At 61.8% G+C, this 21,595-nt stretch carries 15 protein-coding genes; 8 read left to right on the plus strand and 7 right to left on the minus strand.

Annotated elements, in window-relative coordinates:
• Positions 1–3 precede the first annotated feature (3 nt).
• Positions 4–981, minus strand: a complete 978-nt coding sequence (locus DNK10_RS24090; protein ID WP_131178296.1) for a dipeptidase — start codon at positions 979–981, stop codon at positions 4–6.
• A 514-nt stretch (positions 982–1,495) separates the two neighbouring features.
• On the opposite strand from DNK10_RS24090, the gene DNK10_RS24095 reads away from it, so the two are divergent.
• From DNK10_RS24095 to DNK10_RS24105, 3 genes are read left to right on the plus strand one after another with little or no spacing between them, the layout of a single operon-like run.
• Positions 1,496–1,951 (plus strand): hypothetical protein, encoded by a 456-nt coding sequence (locus tag DNK10_RS24095; protein ID WP_244216315.1) that lies wholly within the window; start codon positions 1,496–1,498, stop codon positions 1,949–1,951.
• A gap of 29 nt (positions 1,952–1,980) precedes the next feature.
• Positions 1,981–3,066 carry a PQQ-dependent sugar dehydrogenase gene (locus DNK10_RS24100; protein WP_244216316.1) on the plus strand — a complete coding sequence of 362 codons (1,086 nt, stop codon included), beginning with the start codon at positions 1,981–1,983 and terminating at the stop codon, positions 3,064–3,066.
• Between the two features lie 44 nt (positions 3,067–3,110).
• Positions 3,111–3,617, plus strand: coding sequence for a M48 metallopeptidase family protein (locus tag DNK10_RS24105; RefSeq protein ID WP_131193303.1), 507 nt, complete (start codon positions 3,111–3,113; stop codon positions 3,615–3,617).
• A 14-nt stretch (positions 3,618–3,631) separates the two neighbouring features.
• On the opposite strand, the gene DNK10_RS24110 is transcribed toward DNK10_RS24105, so the two are convergent.
• From DNK10_RS24110 to yccS, 3 genes are all read right to left on the minus strand, one after another.
• Positions 3,632–4,114 carry a GreA/GreB family elongation factor gene (locus DNK10_RS24110; RefSeq protein WP_131193304.1) on the minus strand — a complete coding sequence of 161 codons (483 nt, stop codon included), beginning with the start codon at positions 4,112–4,114 and terminating at the stop codon, positions 3,632–3,634.
• A gap of 166 nt (positions 4,115–4,280) precedes the next feature.
• Positions 4,281–6,926 (minus strand): S8 family peptidase, encoded by a 2,646-nt coding sequence (locus DNK10_RS24115; RefSeq protein WP_165496030.1) that lies wholly within the window; start codon positions 6,924–6,926, stop codon positions 4,281–4,283.
• Between the two features lie 240 nt (positions 6,927–7,166).
• Complete coding sequence (yccS, locus tag DNK10_RS24125; protein WP_131193306.1) at positions 7,167–9,350, minus strand: YccS family putative transporter; 2,184 nt, start codon at positions 9,348–9,350, stop codon at positions 7,167–7,169.
• Between the two features lie 268 nt (positions 9,351–9,618).
• Here yccS and DNK10_RS24130 point away from each other — a divergent pair, with 268 nt between their 5' ends.
• Entirely contained in the window at positions 9,619–10,296 is a 678-nt protein-coding gene (locus DNK10_RS24130) for a glutathione S-transferase N-terminal domain-containing protein (RefSeq protein WP_131193307.1), read from the plus strand.
• 88 nt (positions 10,297–10,384) lie between these two features.
• Here the strand turns inward: DNK10_RS24130 and DNK10_RS24135 are convergent, their stop codons facing one another.
• The gene (locus tag DNK10_RS24135) at positions 10,385–12,646 is read right to left on the minus strand and encodes a putative bifunctional diguanylate cyclase/phosphodiesterase (protein WP_131193308.1); all 2,262 of its coding nucleotides are present in this window, start codon (positions 12,644–12,646) and stop codon (positions 10,385–10,387) included.
• 166 nt (positions 12,647–12,812) lie between these two features.
• Between DNK10_RS24135 and desA the strand changes: the two genes are divergently transcribed.
• From desA to DNK10_RS24155, 4 genes are all read left to right on the plus strand, one after another.
• Positions 12,813–13,997, plus strand: coding sequence for a delta-9 fatty acid desaturase DesA (gene desA / locus DNK10_RS24140; RefSeq protein WP_131193309.1), 1,185 nt, complete (start codon positions 12,813–12,815; stop codon positions 13,995–13,997).
• A gap of 158 nt (positions 13,998–14,155) precedes the next feature.
• A complete protein-coding gene (locus tag DNK10_RS24145; protein WP_131193310.1) occupies positions 14,156–15,121 on the plus strand; it encodes a GGDEF domain-containing protein in 966 nt (321 codons plus the stop codon).
• A 421-nt stretch (positions 15,122–15,542) separates the two neighbouring features.
• Entirely contained in the window at positions 15,543–16,880 is a 1,338-nt protein-coding gene (locus DNK10_RS24150) for an OprD family porin (protein ID WP_131193311.1), read from the plus strand.
• 212 nt (positions 16,881–17,092) lie between these two features.
• Positions 17,093–18,121, plus strand: a complete 1,029-nt coding sequence (locus tag DNK10_RS24155) for a cytochrome-c peroxidase (protein WP_131193312.1) — start codon at positions 17,093–17,095, stop codon at positions 18,119–18,121.
• Positions 18,122–18,148: 27 nt separating this feature from the next.
• Here the strand turns inward: DNK10_RS24155 and aguA are convergent, their stop codons facing one another.
• Together aguA and DNK10_RS24165 are read right to left on the minus strand one after the other, a co-directional pair.
• Positions 18,149–19,255, minus strand: coding sequence for an agmatine deiminase (gene aguA, locus DNK10_RS24160; protein WP_131193313.1), 1,107 nt, complete (start codon positions 19,253–19,255; stop codon positions 18,149–18,151).
• A 152-nt stretch (positions 19,256–19,407) separates the two neighbouring features.
• Positions 19,408–20,787 carry a glutamine synthetase family protein gene (locus DNK10_RS24165; protein WP_131178284.1) on the minus strand — a complete coding sequence of 460 codons (1,380 nt, stop codon included), beginning with the start codon at positions 20,785–20,787 and terminating at the stop codon, positions 19,408–19,410.
• Positions 20,788–21,595: the final 808 nt, after the last annotated feature.

A 21,595-nucleotide genomic window follows, 5' to 3' on the forward strand; every position in this document is an offset into this window, starting at 1 on the left:
GGCCTATTCGCCCCAGACGTCGGCCAGCACCCTCACCCAGTTTTCGCCCATGACCTTGCGCACGGTGCGCTCGCTCATGCCGCGCTTGATGAGGGTTTCGGTGAGGTTGGGGAACTCGCCCACGGTGCGGATACCCAGCGGGTTGACGATCTTGCCGAAGTTGGTCAGACGCCGGGCGTAGCCCTTGTCGTGGGTCAGGTATTCGAAGAAGTCCTGGCCGTGGCCCTGGGTGAAGTCGGTGCCGATGCCGATGGCGTCTTCACCAACGATATTCATCACGTACTCGATGGCCTCGGCGTAGTCGTCGATGGTCGAGTCGATGCCTTTGGCCAGGAAGGGCGCGAACATGGTCACGCCGACGAAGCCGCCATGGTCGGCGATGAACTTCAATTCGGCGTCGGATTTGTTGCGCGGGTGTTCCTTCAGCCCGGAAGGCAGGCAGTGCGAATAGGTGACGGGTTTCTTCGATTCGAGGATGACTTCCTCGCTGGTCTTGCTGCCGACGTGGGACAGGTCGCACATCACGCCGACGCGGTTCATCTCGGCGACGATCTCGCGACCGAAACCGGACAGGCCGCCGTCACGCTCGTAGCAGCCGGTACCGACGAGGTTCTGGGTGTTGTAGCACATCTGCACGATGCCCACGCCGAGCTGCTTGAAGATCTCCACGTAGCCGATCTGATCCTCGAACGCATGGGCATTCTGGAAACCGAAGAGGATGCCGGTCTTGCCCAGCTCCTTGGCGCGGCGGATATCGGCGGTGCTGCGTACCTGCATTACCAGGTCGCTGTTCTCGCGGATCAGTTTCTGGCTCGAGGCGATGGCGTCGATGGTCTCCTGAAAATCCTCCCAGACCGACACCGTGCAGTTGGCCATGGTCAGGCCGCCCTTGCGCATGTCCTCGAACAGTTCGCGGTTCCACTTGGCGATGATCAGACCGTCGATGACGATGCTGTCGGCGTGCAATTCGGCTGGGCTCATCAGGCTGCTCCCCTTGATTGGTGGCACCAGATTCGTTGCTGGCGCTTTGTGGGGAGCATATGCCTCGGCGCCTTATCGACCGGGTGCAAAAACGACCGGGGGATTGCCGAAAGCGTCAAGGCGAGGTCGTGATTGGATAAGCCCTTTGGGGGAGACATGTTCCAAAGCAGGGGATGACCGCCAGGCCGCTACAAGGTTCAAGCGGACGTAGGGTGGATGACGCTCTTTTCATCCACCATCGCGGTTGCAGAGCGGTGGACGGGGCGGGCCGGGTAGGTGAAGCGTCGTCCACCCTTGCAGGCTACAAAAAGCGCACTCGTAGAGTGGGCTTCAGCCCGCATGCTTGGGCGCAGGCGGTTGGTGATTCGAACAGCCGTTGTCTCCTGTAATCGCCCCTGACAATCTCAGCCGAACCAGCATTATCCGTTCTGCGGCGGGGCGGCGTAAAACCATGTAAAACACCTGCGCCGCCTTGGTGCGTGCTCTACGCCATACTGCCGCCACGTGTTTCAGGATGTCGGCGCTCATGCCCCCAAATTCCCGCCTCTGGCGGCCGTTCTGCCTGGCCGTCCTCGTGGCCACGCTGCTCGGCAGCATCGTTCAAACCCAGTTCAATCTCGCGGCTCTGCAACAGCTTGGCGCCAGTATTTCCCCGGGTGTGCGGATACAGGCAACGCTGCATGATCTTTTCGGCTTCAGTCCCACGTTCGCTGCGCTGGTTATCGCTGCATTCATTGTCGCGCTGCCATTGGCCGCTTGGCTCGCGTCTGTCTTGGGCACCCTGCGCTGGTTGGTTTTTCTGCTCGCCGGCGCCTTGGCAGTCTGGTTGGCGCTAAGCGTGGCCAACGCCATAGCGCCCATGCCGACGCTGATCGGTGCCAACCGCACCTTGGCCGGTACGCTGGCGCTGATGGTCTGCGGCAGCCTTGGCAGTTTGGCCTTCGCACGCTTCAGCGGTGCCGGCCGTTAATGATCTCTCTTCGAACCAAAGGTGTGACGTTGAAAGCTGTCTTGCTGGCGCTCGGTCTTTGCGTAGGTGCCTTGGCCCATGCCGATTACCGTATCGAAACCGTTACCAGCGGCCTGGAGCACCCCTGGTCGCTGGCCTTCCTGCCCGATGGTCGCATGTTGGTCACCGAGCGCGTGGGTCGACTGCGGCTGATCGATGCCCAGGGCAAACTGCAGGCAGATCCGGTTGGCGGTTTGCCCGCGCCCTTCGTCGCCACCCAGGCTGGCTTGATGGAAGTGGCGCTGGATCCGGAGTTCGCCAGCGATCCCTGGATCTACCTGAGCTATGCCCATGGCAGCATCGACGCCAACAATACGCGGCTGGCTCGGGCCCGATTGGTCGATGGAGAGTTGCGCGACCTCGAGGTGCTGTTCACCGCCCAGCCGGCCAAGGCGGGGGCGTCACACTACGGTGGACGGATCGCCTTTCTGCCCGACGATACCCTGGTGCTGACCCTTGGAGATGGCTTCGATTGGCGCGAGCAGGCGCAGAATCCAGCCAACCACCTGGGCAAGACGGTGCGTCTGAACCGTGACGGCAGTATTCCAGAAGACAATCCGCTTCGCGGCCAGGCGGGTGCTGCCGAGGAGATTTACAGCCTCGGCCATCGCAACGTTCAGGGCATCGTCTACGACGGCAAGCGCAAGCGCCTCTACAGCCACGAGCACGGCCCAAAGGGCGGCGATGAGCTGAATCTGATCCAGGCCGGCGGCAATTACGGCTGGCCGCTGACCTCCTTCGGCGTCGATTACACCGGGGCGATGGTCACACCATTCACCGAGCTGCCTGGTTATCTGTCGCCGCAACTGCACTGGACGCCATCGGTGGCACCTTCGGGGCTGGCGCTATACACCGGTGACCGTTTCCCGCAGTGGAAGGGCGATCTTTTCGTCTCGACTCTGGCCGAAAAGAGCGTGCGCCGCGTGCGCCTGGCGAAAGGCCGGCTGGCCGGCGAAGACATCCTGTTCCAGGAGCTCGAAGAGCGCATCCGCGGTGTGTACAACGGGCCTGACGGCGCGCTGTACCTGCTTACCGACAGCGCCGAAGGGCGGCTGCTGCGTGTGGTGCCGCTGTAGGTTACGGCATAATCCGCCGCCAGCCTCCACTACCGTAAACCGTCATGACGCCATTGAAGTATCTCCAGGGTTATCCCGCCTCGCTGCAGGATCAGGTGCGCCAGATGATCGCCGGAGAGCGGCTGGGCGACTATCTGGCGCAGCGATACCAGGGGCGTCACGCCATCCAGAGCGACAAGGCGCTGTACGCCTATGTCATGGCGCTCAAGCAGGAGCACCTGAAAAACGCGCCGGCCATCGACAAGGTGCTGTTCGACAATCGCCTCGACCTGACGCATCGCGCGCTCGGCCTGCACACGACGATCTCGCGGGTGCAGGGCGGCAAGCTCAAGGCCAAGAAGGAAATTCGCGTCGCCTCGCTGTTCCGCGAGGCCGCGCCGCAGTTCCTGCAGATGATCGTGGTGCACGAGCTGGCACACCTGAAGGAGAGCGACCACAACAAGGCGTTCTACAAACTCTGCGAATACATGCTGCCGGACTATGGGCAGCTGGAGTTCGATCTGCGTCTGTACCTGACCTGGCGCGATCTGCAGTCTGGCACGCCAGCCTGACGCCTTGGCGTTATTCAGTACGCCTCGATGATTTCGTGATGTTGCAGCCGGCCGCCGATCTGTAGCTCGATTTCGTCACCCGGATGGCGACCCAGCAAGCGCTGGCCAAGCGGTGCGTTGGGGCTGAGCACGAGAATTTCCCGCTGTTGCACGCGTACCTTGATAGCCGCCCCATCCGGGCCGAGGAACAGCCATTGCTGCTGGCCGTTGTCATCGGCCAGCAGCACCAGAGCGCTAAGACGGATGCCCAGCGCTTCGTCGTAGGGGCGCAGTTGCAACTGCCGCCATGCCCGCAGACTCAGCCCGATTTCCTCCACCCGGAGAGCCTGTCCGGCAGCCAGGTAAGCCGCTTCCAGGCCCAGGGTGTCGTACTTGTTTTCGGCGATGTTCTCTTCATGGGTCGCCGTTTCGTGAGCGACCCGCGCTGCCTGCTCGGCGGCCAGCAGGTCGGCATCGAGTCGCTCGATGACCTGCTGCACGATGGGCTGTTTGTCCATGCAAGGGCTCGGAATGCGTTGATGGGCATCGCTGGCGATTTCACGCGGGCGTGCAGGCAGAAGGCGGTTAGGCCGGAGCGATTGTACAGGCCGGTCGGAGAATCGTGCAGCACTTGCCACTTGAGAACGCCATCCCTGGCGTGCCGCTGTCGGTACTCGGCGACCTCTAGTACTGCAGTCGGGCGTTGAGCAGCAGCAAGGTGTCGTCGTTCCCTGCCTGGTTGGCATAGTCCTCGACGCGCAGCAGGCTACCTTTGAAGGTGAGCGCCCAGGCCGGGAGCTCGTAGCGGAAGTAGGTTTCGTATTCCATGTGGCGGCCGTCCGGCTTGAGGCTCAGGTCGACGGCGTTCCAGGCCACGCTGTTGTCGGCGTTGAGCCCGGTCGGCAGTTGAGTCGACAGTGTGCCGCCTTTGACGCGCAGTGGCTGGTAGGCCAGCGCACCTATTTGCAGGCCGTCGGCTGGCTGGCCGTTCAGACCAAGGGTGAAGCTGTTGCTGCTCAGCTTGCTGCCATCGGCCCAACCGCTGCCCTTGAGATGACTCTGGCCGCCGTTGTAACGGCCATAGACTTGCCACCGTTCGCTCAGCGGCACGCTCAGGTTGAAGCCGTTGAACAGGGTGCGGGCACTGCCGCGGCCGAGCAGGGTTTCGCTCTGTGAGCCGAGCAGCCGCTGTTCCTCGTTGAGTACGCCCACCTGCCAGCTGGCGACGATGCCATTGTCCGCTGCGTAGGCCAGCTCGGTCTGGATGCTTTGCTGCCTCTCTGTGGCTGGCTTGTCGGTGAAGTGCTCCGCTGCGCGAGCTGTCTGAAGCTGTACTCCGGTTTGCCAGTTCTGCCCAAGCTGCTGGTGCAGGCCGGCGCCGCTGGCCTGTTCGCCCAGGCTCAGGTAGGGATTGCCCAGTGCCTCGGTGATGCTGGCGCTGGCCAGGTTCGGTTGCAGTCGGGCCAGCCCCTGGTTCCACGAGGGATCGCTGTTGAATGTGGCGCTGAAGGCCGTTTGCGAGGTGAGCGACTGCCAGGCCTGGACCTCGCCCATGGCTTCGAGCCCGGAGCCTTCGCCGCCGGTGCTGTAGTTCAGGGTCAGGCCTCCATCGGTGGCGAAGCGCTGCATTCTGCTTTCCTGCTCCAGGCGTGCCAGGTATTTGCCAGAGTCTATGCGTGTGTATTCATCGGCCTGCTTGCTCGACAGCAGATCGCCCTTGAGCAGGAAGGGGGTGTCGAGGCTGTCCTTGAGTACCAGATCAACCTTGGCCAGCGATGAGCGAATGGCATTACCCATCGCTGAGCTTTCGGCAATCGCGGATTGGCTGAGCGCCATGATCTCGCCGCTGTTCCTTTCGATCATCAGCATGCCGATGGGCTCGCTGGCAGCACGAAGATCCATCACGCCCTGGCCGTAAATATCCTGATTGGCGTAGTCGCCCTGTTTGTTAGCCGATGTCAGCAGTCGTTGCACGACTTGCGCAGGAGACAGGGTTGGGAACAGCTCCAGCAGGATCGCCAGGCCGCCACTGACCTGAGGTGCGGCAATGGATGTGCCAGCCACCTCGCCGACGCTGCCGTCGGCGTTCGATACAGGGATCTGCCAGGGCGCGGCGATGCACCATTCCTTGGCCGCACCACAGCGGTTGGAACTGCCGGCGATCGTGCCTGTGCTGCTACCCGTGTCGACGCCGACGACTGCCAGCCACTGCCCTTTGAGCCCTGGCACTTCGAGAGGCAGCAGGGCCTGCTGGCTGGGTTGTGCGGCACCGGCATTACCGGCGGCGAATACGTAGATGATGCCGGCATCGACACCACGCTGATAGGCCGGGCCAATGTAGCTCTGCACGTACTCGCTGCTCCAGCCGCTGCTCCAACTGTTGTTGGAAACCTTGGCGTTATAGGCGATTTCGCGCTCGACTCGATCCGCCTCGCCGAGGCCCAGGCCGGTGCCGCTGTCCAGCGCGATAATGGGTAAAAGCTTCGCGCCATGTGCCACTCCATGGGTACCGATGCCGTTCTTCTGGGCCGCGGCGGCCTTGCCCACCGCCGTTCCGTGAGAGGCGGTATCGCGCATCTGCGGGCCGTCATCGCGGATCTGTTCGCCGCCGGGCGCGATCTGCTCGCGCAGATCCACATCGTTGATATCCATGCCCGTGTCGTTGATCGCGATGACGACACCTTTGCCCGTGGCGCCTTTGGCGTAGGCATATTCAGTGCCTACCGCACCCAGGTGGCGGCCTTTGTTGAACTCCTCGGTGCGGAAGTTCCCCGGTTGTGGCTGCGGTTCTGGTTCTGGTACGGGCTCTGGTTCTGGTTGCGGTTCGGGTTGTGGCTCTGGCTCTGGCTCCGGCTGTGGCGTTGGTGCCGGGTCTGGCTCGGGGGCCGGTATGGTATCGACAGCGCTTTTCCTTGCGGAGCTACCGTCGGATCGATTGCTGATGGCGTTAGCGAGTGCGGCGGTGACCACCATGCCGGTCGCTATCTTCCCCTCGGTGCTCTTGAACCAGGCGGCGATTTCGCTATCCGTCGCCCTGGACAGGTCGGCGAGCATACGCCTGCGCTGCTCCGAGGCGTCCTGCCCGAGGTAGCGCATCAACGCTTCACGGTACTCTGGAAAGATCTCCAGAGTCGGCTCCAGCTGCAGGCGCAGAAGGTGGTCGGGGAGGTCATACAGGCGTGCGAATTCATTCTGGACGGCAGGCATCAGATGCTGCGGTGGCAATGGTGCGGCCCAACTGGCGGCGCTGCAACAGCCGAGTCCCAGGGCCAGGCTGAATGCCCATTTCAGGTGGGCACCCGAGGTTACCTGTTTCGTGCTGTCGCTCATCGCCTCTCACCCTATCAATCTGATTATTGTTCGGGGGGAGCGAAGCAAGGGCTGAACCATCAGAGCGGTATGAGGGCGGCTTTGGCAGGCTTTTGTGATCGAGCCGCCATTAACAAACCACGAGTTTGAAGTGGTTAACGAAATGAACGCGTTGTCGGAAATATACCGCCAGTTTTCCAGCGATTTCGGCGATGTTCAGCTGCCGCTCAGCGTCACCTAGTGCAGCGCAGCGGCAGTCCTTCAGGCCTGCTCGCCGCGCTTCTGCTTGAGCAGGTGGGCGGCCAGGGTACGCAACGGGCCGAGTTGTCGGCAGATCAGCGCCAGTTGCGTCTGTACCAGGCGTTGTGCGTCATCCAGCTCTTCCGGGATTTGTTCCAGGGCACTGGCGAGCTGTTCCTCGCTGTCGCTCTGAATGGCCACCGGACGCTTTTCGGCCAGACTGTGAGCGATTTCGTCGAGGCTGTCGGCCAGACGCCGGGCACTGGCTGGCAGGTCGCTCTGTTCGTCGGCCAGCAGCACCTCACCCCGGTGCGCACCCAGGCCCGACAGGTAGCTGAGCAGGGTGTGGGACAGCACCAGGAAACGGAAGCCGATGTCCGCCTCCTTGCGGAAGTGGCCCGGCTCCATGAGCATGTTGCCCAGGGTGGTCGACAGCGCCGCGTCGGCGTTGTGCGCGTTACGCCGGGCCAGGCGATAGGCGAGGTCGTCGCGCTTGCCTTCGGCGTACTGGCGGATGATCTGGCGCAGGTAGGTGCTGTTGCAGCTCAGGGTATTGGCGAGCACCCGATTCAGGCGTCGGCCCTGCCAGTCCGGCAGGATCAGAAACACCGCCAGGCCGGCGATCAGGCTGCCGAGCAGGGTATCGAACAGGCGCGGCAGGATCAGCCCATAGCCGTCGCCCACCTGGTTGAAGCAGAACAGCACCAGCAGGGTGATCGCTGCCGTTGCCACGGTGTAGCGACTGGAGCGTGTGGCGAAGAACACCACGCCGGCCGCGACGGCGAAGAACGCCTGCACCAGGGCGTTGGGGAACAGCTCGATCAATGCCCAGCCGAGCAGCAGGCCGAGTACGGTGCCGATGATGCGCTGCACCAGCTTCATCCGCGTGGCACCATAATTCGGCTGACAGACGAACAGAGTCGTCAGCAGAATCCAGTAGCCCTGGGTCGGGTGAATCCAGTGCAGCACGCCGTAGCCCGCGGCCAGGGCGATGGACAGGCGCAGGGCGTGACGAAACAGCAGGGACGTGGGTGTCAGCTGCAGGCGGATACGTTCCCAGACGTCACGCAGCGATTGCGGCTCGCGGTCGAGCAGGGAGCTGTCCTGCTCCTCGGCCAGGGCATCCGGATTGCTGGTGCTGCCCAGCAGGCGGTCGAGGGTGCCGAGGTTGCCGGCCAGGGCGCCGAGCGAGCGCAGCAGGTGGCGCCACGCCGGATTGCTCTGGATACGCAGATGCTCCAGCGACGCCTGCAGATCGGCCAGGGCCTGGCCGTGCTGCTCGCCATACTCGAACGGCTGGCGCAGCTCGATGGCCTGGGCCAGCGCATGGCAGGCCTTGCCATGCAGGCGCAGGAGACGCTGGCAGCGGAACATCACGTCGCTGTGGAAGAACGCCTCGGCCAGGGCGTTGTAGGGGTAGTGCGAGGAGCTGGCGCGCTCGTGGATGTCCTGAGCGAGAAAGTACAGCTTCAGGTAGCGGCTGACTTTCGGGCCTGGGCGACCGTTGCCGACCCGGTGCAGGATGATTTCCTTGGTCGCGTTGAGCGCCGCCACCACTCGACCGTTCTGCTTGGCCAGGGCCAGGCGACGCGCTTCCACATCCAACTGGCGCAGTGGTTCGAACAGTGCCGCCTTGAGCTTGAGATACAGGCCCAGTTCGCGGAACAGGCGCGCCAGGCTGTGCTGCACCGGTTGATGGGCGAACAGCGCGTTCCACAGTACCGACAGCACGCCGTACCAGGCAGCCCCCGCGACAAGCAGCAAGGGCTCCAGCCACAGGCCGGCGATACCGCCACGCTGCTCCACGCCGATCATGCTGTACACCGCCAGGATCAGCGTCGCCGAGCCAAGGGTGGCGAAGCGCTCCCCGAGGGCGCCGAGCATGGTCAGGGCGAAGGTCGACAAGGCCAGGGCGCTGACGAACAGCCACGGGTAGGGGAACAGGAATTCCACCGTGTAGGCCGCGGCGCTGAAGCAGCCCAGGGTCACCAGCAGGGCGGTGAGCCGGCCCTGCCAGCTGTCGTCGGTTTCCGCCAGGGCGCTGGCGATCACGCCGAGGAACAGCGGGATCAGGCTGTGCATCCAGCCCTGGTACCAGCACAGCGCCAGGCTGCCGCCGAGGGCGATGAACACCCGCAGGCTGTAGCTGAACTTGTCCAGTGCCCAGAGACGACGCAGTGAGTGGCGCAGTGAGGGGGACGACATCCGGATCGGCAACCTTCGCGTGTGGAGTGACTGAACCGCTGCCATCGGCATACGGCGTTTCGATTGTGCCTCGCTTGCGGCCCACAGAGCGAGAGGCGGTATACCTGATGTGCTGAAAAGTGCCGTTGCGCCATCGGCGTGGCGACAGCATGCTGGACGCCTCGCGCGCAGGGCGGGTCACCGGGCCTGAACTCTGCGCTGACGGCTCCGCTCCAAGATACCTACCGACAGCCGTAAGGCGGCTGCGCCCGATCGACAGGAGTGCCCCATGATCGACCTCCATTACTGGACGACCCCCAACGGCCACAAGATCAGCATCTTTCTCGAAGAGAGCGGGCTGGACTACAACGTGCATCCGGTGAATATCGGTACCGGCCAGCAATTCGAACCAGCCTTCCTGAAAATCGCGCCGAACAACCGGATTCCGGCCATCGTCGACCACAATCCCAGCGATGGCGGCGAACCGATCTCAGTGTTCGAGTCCGGCGCGATCCTCGAGTACCTGGCCGACAAGATCGGGCGTTTCCTGCCACTGCAGCCGCGTCTGCGTGTCGAGGTTCAGCAGTGGCTGCACTGGCAGATGGGCGGCCTCGGGCCAATGGCCGGGCAGAATCATCATTTCGTGCGTTTCGCTCCCGAGCAGATCCCGTACGCCATCGACCGCTACGTGAAGGAAACCGCGCGCCTGTACGGGGTGCTGGACCGTCGGCTGGAAGGTCGCGAGTACGTGGCCGGCGATTACTCGATTGCCGATATGGCCATCTACCCCTGGGCAAAAGGCTGGGAGCTGCAGCGTCAGCGTCTCGAAGACTTCCCCAGCATGGCCGCCTGGCTGGCGCGTATGGGCAACCGCCCTGCGGTGCAGCGGGCTTATCAGGTCGCCGAGGCCATTTCCCAGCGCCCCGAAGACGTGCTTGGCAGCGAGGCGCGCAAGGCGTTGTTCTGATTCTTCGGCTCTGCGTCATACATCCTGGGGGCTGCACGCGCCGAGCGAGCGCTATCTCTGTCGATAGGGCTCGCTGAGTGATCCGCCGCTACTCCAGGTTCAGCGCATCGGCTGGTACGGGCCGGCCGATGAAGTAACCCTGTGCGTAATCGCAGCCGAGTCGGTGCAGATAGTCCTGCTGTTCGGCACGTTCCACGCCTTCGGCGAGTACCTTCATTTCCATGCTGTGGGCGAGGGCGATGACAGCACGGGTGATCGCCAGGTCGTCCTTGTCGTGGGGCAGGCCGGTGACGAAGCTCTGATCGAGTTTCAGCTTGTGCACCGGCAAGCGCTTGAGGCGTGCCAGGGAGCTATAACCGGTACCGAAGTCATCGATGGCCAGGCGTACGCCCAGGCTGCGCAGGCGTTCGAGCAGCGCCTGGGCCTGATCCGGGTCATCCATCACCGCGCTCTCGGTCACTTCCAGTTCCAGACAGTCTGCCGGCAGTCCGGTATCGGCCAGCACCTGAGCGACCCGCTGGTCGAGCTCGCCACGGTTGAACAGGCGGCTGGAAATGTTCACCGCCACGAACTGCAGTTTGCTACCCGACGCCCGCCAGGCAACCATCTGCCGGCAAGCATGCTCCAGCACCCAGGCGTCGATGGCGTTGATCATGCCGCTGTCCTCGGCAATCGGAATGAACTCGCCAGGCGGTACCAGGCCACGCTGCGGATGTTGCCAGCGCACCAGCGCTTCGACCCCGATCATCCGCCCATCGACGAGGCAGCACAGTGGCTGGTAGTGCACGCGCAGTTCGTCGTTTTCGAGCGCATGACGCATGCCGGCGACCAGCTCTACACGCTGGCGCGCGTATTCGGTCTGCTCCTGGCCATAGAAGGCAAAACCCTCACGGCCGCTGCTCTTCGCCTTGAACAGGGCCGAGTCCACATTGCGCAGCACCTCTTCGACGGTCTGTGCGTCGTCCGGGTACAGGCAGATGCCGACGCTGGCGGAGATGAACAACTCCTGGCCGTCGAGCATGAAGGGCTCGTTGAGGCAATCGACCAGTTGTTGAGCCAGGCAGGCGGCCTGTTCAGCCTGGGGGCAATCTTCACTGAGCAGGCCGAACTCGTCGCCGCCCAGGCGGGCCAGCGTTGCACCTTTGTCGAGCTGTTTGGCGAGACGCTCGCCGGTGGCCTTGAGCAGCAGGTCGCCGACGTTATGGCCGAGGCTTTCATTGATGTGCTTGAAGTGATCCAGGTCGACCACCAGTACCGCGCCGCGATGTGCTTCGCTCTGCGCCCGTTCCAGAGCGTGTTCGACGCGCTCGGTGAACAGCAGGCGGTTGGGCAGGTTGCTTAGCGGGTCGTGGTGGGCGAGGTAATCCAGCTCATGTTGGGAATGCTTGAGCACGCTGATATCGGAGAACACCGCGACATAGTGGCTAAGCAGCCCGTTGTCGTCGTGGATGGCACGGATGCACTGCCACTGCGGGTAGATTTCACCGTCCTTGCGGCGGTTCCAGACCTCGCCGCTCCAGGTGCCCAGGGTTTGCAGGGTATGCCAGAGGTGCTGGTAGAAGGCTGCGTCGTGACGGCCGGACTTCAGCAGCGTTGGATGCTTGCCGAGGATTTCCGCTTCGCTGTAGCCGGTGATCCGGCTGAACGCTGGGTTGATATGCACGATGTTCTGTCGCACATCCGTGACCAGCACGCCTTCCTGGGTCGCTTCGAACACAGCAGCGGCCTGGCGCAGGCTGTCGGCATCGGCGCGGCGCTGGGTAATGTCCCTTACCGTGCCGATGAAGCGTTCCGGGCGGCCCTGCGCGTCCACTTGCAGACGGCCACGTGACAACACCCAGCGATAGCTGCCGTCGCGATGGCGCAGGCGATAGGTGTTCTCGTAAGAAGAGTCGCTGGTCGCCTGCACGAATTCGCTGAGGACGCGCTGGTAATGTGGTCGATCCTCGGGGTGCAGCAGCTGTTCCCACTGTTCGCGATCATTGCTCAGTTCGCCATCTTGCATGCCCAGCAGCGCGTGATAACCCGTCGAGTAGTAAACGGTCTGGCGACGCAGGTTCCAGTCCCAAAGACCATCCTCGGTTGCCGACAGGGCCAGGCTGAGACGTTCTTCGCTGGCGTGCAGGGCCGTGCCGATGCGTGCCTGCCGTTCCAGGTGACGGCGTATCGTCAAATACAGCATGGCGCTGGTCAGCAGGACGAAGACCAACCCCTTCCATACCTGGATCTGCTCCGTCTGTCGGACGGTCAGGCCGAGCGATGCCAGCAGCATATCGCTGAAGATGATCCACAGGCCGGCTGCCACCAGGTAGTTCAAAGTCAGGCGTAATGCGCCTTGGCGAGTGCTCATAAAGGGTGATTCGATTCTTGATCTCGAGGGAAGGTCACTGTTGGGGCCATCGTTGTAACATCCTCAGTCAAAAGACCAAGTGGTTTTCCAACTGCTGATGTTGATAATGCGGGAGCTGGCCTTTCGGCCGCACTGCGTCTTTCTCTGTAATGAGGTGCCCCTACCTATGTGGTACAACGGTTTTCTCGACCTGTCGGTCTGGCAGCTCATCATCGTCACCTTGCTGATGACCCACGTCACCATCGTCAGCGTAACGGTCTATCTGCACCGTTATTCGGCGCACCGCTCTCTGGAACTGCATCCTGCGCTCAAGCATTTCTTCCGTTTCTGGCTGTGGCTGACCACCGCCATGAACACCCGTGAATGGACGGCCATTCATCGCAAGCACCACGCCAAGTGCGAAACCGCTGAAGATCCCCACAGCCCGGTGGTAAAGGGACTGGGGACGGTAATGCGTAAAGGTGCCGAATTATATGCCGAAGAGGCGAAGAATCAGGACACTTTGCGTATTTACGGCAAGAATTGCCCTGATGACTGGGTCGAGCGCAAGATTTACTCGCGGTTTCCCATAGGCGGTATCGCGTTGATGCTGATCATCGATGTGGCACTGTTCGGCGCGCTGGGCCTTACCGTCTGGGCGATCCAGATGATGTGGATTCCGTTCTGGGCCGCCGGTGTCATCAACGGCCTCGGCCATGCCGTGGGCTACCGCAACTTCGAGTGTCGCGACGCGGCCACCAACCTGGTGCCCTGGGGCATCATCGTGGGCGGCGAAGAGTTGCACAACAACCATCACACCTATCCCAACTCGGCCAAGCTGTCAGTCAAACGCTGGGAATTCGACATGGGTTGGGCCTGGATACGCCTGTTCAGCTTCCTGCGCCTGGCCAAGGTGCAGCGGGTTGCGCCGATCGCTCACCGGGTTCCTGGCAAGGGGATTCTGGACATGGACACCGCCATGGCGATCCTCAACAACCGCTTCCAGATCATGGCCCAGTACCGCAAATTGGTAATCGGCCCGCTGGTCAAGCAGGAGCTGGCCAAGGCCGACGAGTCCGTGCGTCACCAGTTCCGTCGCGCCAAGCGGCTGCTGTCGCGGGAGCCGAGCCTACTGCACGACAAGCAGCAGGTGCATATCGACGCCATGCTGGCGCATAGCCAGGCGCTCAAGGTCATCTACGAGAAACGCCTGGCGCTCCAGCTGATATGGGCCAAGACCAGTGCCAATGGTCACGACATGCTCGAAGCGATGAAACATTGGGTGCAGGACGCCGAAGCCAGTGGCATTCAGTCCCTGCGCGATTTTGCCGAGCAGCTCAAAACCTACTCCCTGCGCCCCGCCACAGTGTGATCTGGTACGCAATCGTACACGGGGCTGTGAACCGCCCGGAGCACCGACGGTCATAGCAGTTGACCCGGTTGCCACCTAAAAGCCCGCCACTCGGCGGGCTTTTTTGATCCCGCTTGGCAACCCACCGCAATCAACTCGACGTTGCTCAGGATCGGTATATGGATGAACTCGGCACTATCGACCTGGAAGAGCTGACCATGGCGCTGTTGCACAGCCGCGCGGAAGGTACCCGTTTGCGTGAGCGGGAGCAGCTGTTCAGCACCTTATTGGGTAGCGTCAACGCTGTGCTCTGGGCGTTCGATTGGGAAACCCAGCAGATCATTTACGTCAGCCCGGCCTATGAGCGGGTCTTCGGGCGCTCGGCGGGGCTATTGCTGGCCGATTACGGCGAATGGCTCAACAGCATCTACCCTGACGATCTGGAATTCGCCGCGCAGAGTATGGCCCAGGTGCTGGATACCGGTGCAGTCGAGGCCCGCGAGTACCGTATCATTCGGGCAGATGGCGAGATTCGCTGGCTCAGCGACAAGTGCTTTATCGGCCGTCACAGCGACAGCCTGGCGTCGCCGATCATCTTCGGCATCGCCGAAGACATCACCGAGAAGAAGCAGCTCGAAGGTGAGCTGCATCGCCTGGCTACCACTGACGTGCTGACCCAGAGCAGCAACCGCAGGCACTTCTTCGAATGCGCTCAGGGTGAGTTCGAACTGGCCCGTAGTCAGGGACAGCCGTTGGCCTTCCTGCTGCTGGATCTGGACGACTTCAAGCACATAAACGACAGCTATGGCCATCAGGTCGGTGACCAGGTGCTGCAACAACTGGCCAGCTGCGCCAGCTCGGTCTTGCGCCGCGGCGATCTGTTCGGGCGTATCGGTGGCGAGGAGTTCGCTGCATTGTTTCCAGGCTGCGAACCGGAGCTGGCGTCGCAGATCGCCCAGCGCCTGCAGCGAGAAATCCAGCGCCTGGCTTTCAATCATGAGGGCAACGCATTCGGCATCACCGTTAGCCAGGGACTGACCTCGCTGCGCAGCGGTGATCCTGGGCTCGATGTGCTCTACGCCCGTGCCGACGCGGCCATGTACCAGGCCAAGCGCCAGGGAAAAAACCAGATCGTTACGAGCTGATGGTGGCGGAAAGTCGCCCAGCGCTGCCTTTTTATCGGCGGCTAATTGCTCATTTCTCCAGTTGAGCGGCCGCTGGTTATCTCGCTATTTTCGGTAACATGTTGAAATATTGGTTGTTATGCGACTTCAGTCGTTCATGGCACATAACCTGCTGTGCTAGATTCCATTCAGTAACGGCCAGACAGCGGCCGACAATAACAATACAGAGAACCGAACGATGCCCTTTTTCCGCCGCCTTCGCTTTCAATTCCTTCATTCCTGAGCGCTTTCGTGCTGCCGTCCAGGTTACCTGTGGCGTCTTTATGGCTGCCTGGTGCCCGACGGTCGTGCCCCGAATTCGGCTGATTTAGTGCCGTTGAGGCATCACCCATCAGACCGATGTGCTGCAACCAATAAAAGAAAAGACACTGGAGATATCACGATGAAAAAAACTTCCCTGGCGCTGGCCGTAGCAGTCGGTACTCTGGGTCTGACCCTGGGCAACGCTGCTAACGCTGCCTTTATCGAAGACAGCACGGCCAAGCTGGATCTGCGTAACTTCTATTTCAATAACGATATCCGTGACAGCGATAGCCCGAGCAACAAGGAATGGGGTCAGGCATTCCAGTTGAATCTGCAATCGGGTTTCACCGAGGGTACCGTGGGTTTCGGCGTCGATGCGCTGGGCCTGCTGGGCGTGAAGCTGGACTCCGGTAGCCGCACCAACAAGGCGGGTCGTAGCCGTACTCCCGGTGTCCTGTTCCCGACGGACAGCGACAACAGCGCCGTAGACGAATTCAGCAGCCTGGGCCTGACTGGCAAGATTCGCGTTTCCAAGACCATCGCCCAGATCGGTACCCTGCAGCCGAAGCTGCCGGTCGTGGTTTTCAACGATGGCCGTCTGATCCCGCAGACCTTCGAGGGTGCGCAGATCACCTCGAATGAAATTGACAACCTGACCCTGATCCTGGGTCAGCTGGAGCATTCCAAGGGGCGTGCGTCGAGCAACACTGATTCGCTGGCCATCGCTGGCGCCGGTGCCGGTGCGGACAGCAACAAGTTCTACTATGGCGGTGCCGACTACAAGATCAACAAGGATCTGCTGGTTCAGTACTACTACGGCAATCTGGATGATTTCTACAAGCAGCACTTCCTGGGTCTGACCCACACGCTGGCGCTGGGTGCTGGCTCGCTGAAATCCGATCTGCGCTATTTCGACACCGGCTCCGACGGCAAGAACGGCAGTGTGGCCGGTCGGGCCGACGGTTACCTGGGCAGCGGCTACTACGGGAATGGTGTCACGACCGGTGAAGTGGACAACCGCACCTGGAGCGCCTTCTTCACCTACAGCCTGGAAGGCCATGCCCTGAGCGCCGGCTACCAGCAGGTTTCCGGTGATAGCAACTTCATCCAGCTGAACCAGGGTTCGATCCCAGGCCAGGGTGGTGCTACTACCTACCTGATCACCGACCGCCAGATCACCAACTTCGGCCGTGCCGGCGAGCGTACCTGGATCACCCAGTATGGCTATGACTTCGGCAAGATCGGTGTTCCCGGCCTGACCGCCAACGTACTGTACATGAAGGGCGACAACATCAAGGCGGTGGGCGGCGACCAGAAAGAGTGGGAGCGTGACCTGACCCTCAGCTACGTGCTCCAGGAAGGCGCTCTGAAAGGTGTGGGCTTCGCCTGGCGTAACGCCGCTCTGCGTAGCCAGACCTCGTCCGGTGACGTCGATCAGAACCGCCTGATCGTCAGCTACAGCATCCCGCTGCTCTAAGCTGGAGTGCCGAGCCGCGCCACGCTGCGGCTCGTATCAATGCAAAAGCCCGGACTGGTTCCGGGCTTTTGTTTGAGCGACAACATGACGCGCGCGTATATCCTTTGTTTTTGTATGGTTTAAGGGCAAGGGTTGACCCCCGTCAAAAGCCAGCCTTGCTACTGCGCTCATCGTGGGATGGCCAATAAGCCTGATAGAACGAGGAGCTCTCCATGCGCAGTATTTCTCTGTTGATCGCGGGACTTTGCCTGAGTCTCGATGCCTGGTCCGTGCCACGAAGCGACGAGCCGGTTTCACCCATCCAGCCCTATACGGCCACCGACAGCGCCAAGGTCGAGCTGGGCAAGCAGTTGTTCTTCGACCCGCGCCTGTCGCGTTCGGGGTTCATCTCCTGCAACTCGTGCCACAACCTGAGCATGGGCGGCAGCGACAACTTGCCCACCTCCATTGGTCACCACTGGCAGCAGGGGCCGATCAATTCACCGACCGTACTCAACTCCAGCCTGAACCTGGCGCAGTTCTGGGACGGTCGCGCCGCCGATCTCAAGGAACAGGCCGCCGGCCCCATCGCCAACCCCAAGGAAATGGCCTTCACCCATATCCTGGCGATCGACGTGCTGCGCTCCATCCCGCAGTACCGTGAGTCCTTCAAGCGGGTCTACCAGAGCGAGGAGATCACCCTGGATGCGGTGACCGATGCCATTGCCGAGTTCGAGAAGACCCTGGTCACGCCCAACTCGCGTTTCGACCTGTGGCTCAAGGGCGATGATGCGGCCTTGTCCTCGGCCGAGCTGGAGGGCTATCAGCTGTTCAAGTCGATCGGTTGCGTGGCCTGCCACAACGGCCCGGCCATGGGCGGCAATTCCTTCCAGAAGATGGGCCTGGTGGAGGCCTACCAGACCGACAATCCCGCCGAGGGCGTGGCCGGTCTGACCGGCAAGGATACCGACCGCTTCCTGTTCAAGGTACCGACGCTACGCAATGTCGAGCTGACCTACCCCTACTTCCACGATGGCGCCTACTGGGAGCTGGAGAAGGCCGTGGACGTGATGGCGCGTCTGCAGTTGGGGCGCCAGTTGAGCGAGGGGGAGATCGGCTCCATCACCGCTTTCCTGAAGACCCTGACCGGCGAGCAACCGGCGTTCGCTGTGCCGATGCTGCCGCCTTCGACCAATGACACGCCACGGCCGGCGCCCTTCGAGCCGGCGCTGGTCATGGAGGAAGTGGAAGCGGCCGAGTGACCGGCCGCTGATCCCGGCGGTGGCTGTTCAGCCTTTCTGCGCCAGTGGCTGCTGCTGGGTGATGCAGTGGATATTGCCGCCTCCCAGCAGGATCTCCCGGCCCGGCACCATGACCACGCGATGCTCGGGAAACAGGCGTTCGAGCATGGCCTTGGCTTCCTCGTCCCTGGGGTCATCGAAGCTTGGCGCGACGATGCCGCCATTGACGATCAGGAAGTTCACGTAGGAGCCGGCCAGGCGTACCTCCGGGCTACGTTCCTGGCTGCCGAGCACGCGGTCGACTCCGGCGCATTCTTCCTCGCTTGCATACAGCGGGCCGGGAATCGGCATCTTGTGCACGGTCAGGGCACGACCCTTGGCGTCACGGGTATTCTCCAGCACGTGCAGGGCGGCCTGGCAGCGCGGGTAGTTGGGGTTTTCCCGATCGTCCGTCCAGGCCAGCAGCACTTCACCTGGGCGTACGTAGCAGCAGAAGTTGTCGACGTGGCCATCGGTCTCGTCGTTGTACAGGCCATCCGGCAGCCAGATGACCTTGTCGATGGCCAGGTGTTCGGCCAGCACGGCTTCGATCTGCTCGCGGTTCAGGTGCGGATTGCGGTTGTGGTTGAGCAGGCATTCCTCGGTGGTGATCAGGGTGCCTTCGCCATCGACGTGAATCGAGCCGCCTTCGAGCACGAAGCCTTCGGTGCGGTAACCGTCGCAGCCTTCCAGACCAAGAATCTTGCTGGCGACCTGGTCGTCGCGCAGCCAGGGGAAATACAGACCACCCTCGAAACCACCCCAGGCATTGAAGCCCCAGTCGACGCCGCGCAGTTCACCGCGCGCGCTGGTCACGAAAGTCGGCCCGGTATCGCGTACCCAGGCGTCGTCGGTGGTCATTTCCACGACACGGATACGCTCGTGTTGCAGGTGCGCACTGGCATTCTCGTATTGTCCGGCGGATACGCAGACCGTCACTGGTTCGAATTCGGCGATGGCCCTGGCCACAGCGGTGAACGCGTGTTGTGCGGGCTTGCCGCCCAGTCGCCAGTTGTCCGGACGCTCCGGCCAGACCATCCACGTCTGGCTGTGCGGTTCCCATTCAGCTGGCATACGAAAGCCATCGGCGCGGGGTGAAGTGGTTAGGGTCGACATGTAGTACTCCGAGGCAAGGCGCGGCTGAAATAGGCAGAAGTCTATCTCAGCAGGTGTTGTAGGGTCTGTTGACGTTTCACGCACGGCTCGCGTTGAAACGTCAACAGACCCTAACAGTGGCTTCGAGCGATGAGGCGTGAAGCCACAGAGCATCAGACCGTGTGCAGGTACCAGTTGTATTCCAGATCCGAGATGGTGGTCTCGAATTCCTGCAGCTCGGCTTCCTTGCAGGCAACGAAGATGTCGATGTAATCCGGGCTGATGTACTTGTTCAACACCTCGCTGTCGTCCAGCTCGCGCAGGGCATCGCGCAGGTTGTTCGGCAGGCTCTGCTCCAACTGTTCGTAGGAGTTGCCCTCGATCGGTTCGCCTGGCTCCAACTGGTTGGTCAGGCCGTGGTGAATACCGGCGAGGATCGAGGCCATCATCAGGTACGGGTTGGCATCGGCGCCGGCTACGCGGTGCTCGATACGAATGGCATCGCTGCTGCCAGTCGGCACGCGCACGGCCACCGTACGGTTATCCAGGCCCCAGCTCGGCGCGTTCGGCACGTAGAACTGGGCACCGAAACGCCGGTACGAGTTGACGTTCGGGCACAGGAACGCCATCGAAGCGGGCATGGTTTCCAGGATGCCGGCGATGGCATGGCGCAGCGGTGCATGCTGCTCTGGATCGTCGGTGGCGAAGATGTTCTCGCCGGTCTTCTTGTCGAGCAACGAGATGTGTACATGCAGGCCGTTGCCCGCCTGGCCCGGGTAGGGCTTGGCCATGAAGGTCGAGTCCATCTCGTGGTCGTAGGCGATGTTCTTGATCAGGCGCTTGAGCAGCAGCGCGTGGTCGCAGGCCTTGAGCGCGTCCTTGGTGTGGTGCAGGTTGACCTCGAACTGCGCCGGGGCGCTTTCCTTGACGATGGCGTCGGCCGGCAGATCCTGTTCCTTGGCGGCTTCGAGCATGTCCTGCAGGCAGTCGACGTATTCGTCGAGGTCATCGATCAGGTAGACCTGGGTCGAATGCGGGCGCTTGCCGGAAATGGGCGAGCGCGGTGGTTGTGGTCGGCCATTAACGTTCTCCTGGTCGATCAGGTAGAACTCGAGTTCGAAGGCTGCGCAAATGATCAGGCCGAGTTCGTCGAACTTCTGCACCACCTGGCGCAATACCTCACGGGGGTCGGCGAAGAAGGGGCTGCCGTCCAGTTCGTGCATGGTCATCAGCAATTGCGCGGTCGGGCGCTTCTGCCAGGGTTCCTTGCACAGGGTATTGGGGATGGGGAAACAGATACGGTCGGCATCGCCGATGTCCAGGCCGAGGCCGGTGCTTTCCACGGTGGCGCCGTTGATGTCCAGGGCGAACAGCGAGGCGGGCAGGTTGATGCCCTTTTCATACACCTTGTGGAGGCTGGCGCGTTCGATGCGCTTGCCACGCACCACGCCATTCATATCTGCAATCAGAAGGTCGACGAACTGAACCTCAGGATGTTCCTTGAGGAACGCGTTCGCTTCATTAAGCTGAACGGCACGCGGGGGTACCGACATGATGCAACACCTATGTTGTTAAAAATATCAATCAATTACTGACACACCGGGAGTCAATCCCAAACGCCAGGTACTGTCAAGATAAGGCGATGCTGCCCTAAAGAAGAGCGCAGTGGCCATTTTCAGGGCGTTTCAGCTCATTTCGAAACGTAAACCCCGGCAGCATTCTTGTCATGCATATGAGTGGGCCGTGAGCTGATGCTGCCGTGTTGTATAAAAAAATGAACAAGGATAAGCTCGGTCGAACCCCTGATAATCCAACAATACGGGTGTTTCATGATTTGCATGCCGCTCTCCAGCGTCATTGCTTGTGCCGCGCAGTTCGGGGCGTACCCTGACTCAGACGCTGGCGACGATCATCATCAGGGTGCGACTGCTCGTCATCCAGCCTGCTGCCTGAGCGGGTCAGCCCAGGTTGCTCGTCCCGCTCGAAAATCTGCACACCCTGTCAGCATTCCCTATCCTTTCCCAGTCACCTTGCCTCGCCACCCAGAATTGCGTCGTGCTTCATATCGTTCGTTAAACCGAGAATGCGCTTTTGCTTTTTGTCATACCGGCTCGCGCCATCGTGTAGCGGCCCGCGCTTTGCAGCTGGCTCTGTCGAGTGCAACAAAGGTCGGTTACAGTCGTGGGCAGTGTGGCAAAACAGCGCTTTCCGAGCGTGGCGGTCTCGCTCGCACGCCTGTGCGTGCCGGGCGCTTGCCGGAGGCTGCGTGGCAACCCGAATTATCCTGTGTTCCAACGAACCTCCAATCGAGGTTCGTTAGAGCGTGGGGCATGTCGAGCCGGCCGAGGATGCCGGTTTCAT

The sequence above is a fragment of the Phytopseudomonas daroniae genome, from assembly GCF_004327275.1.
GTDB lineage: Bacteria > Pseudomonadota > Gammaproteobacteria > Pseudomonadales > Pseudomonadaceae > Aquipseudomonas > Aquipseudomonas daroniae.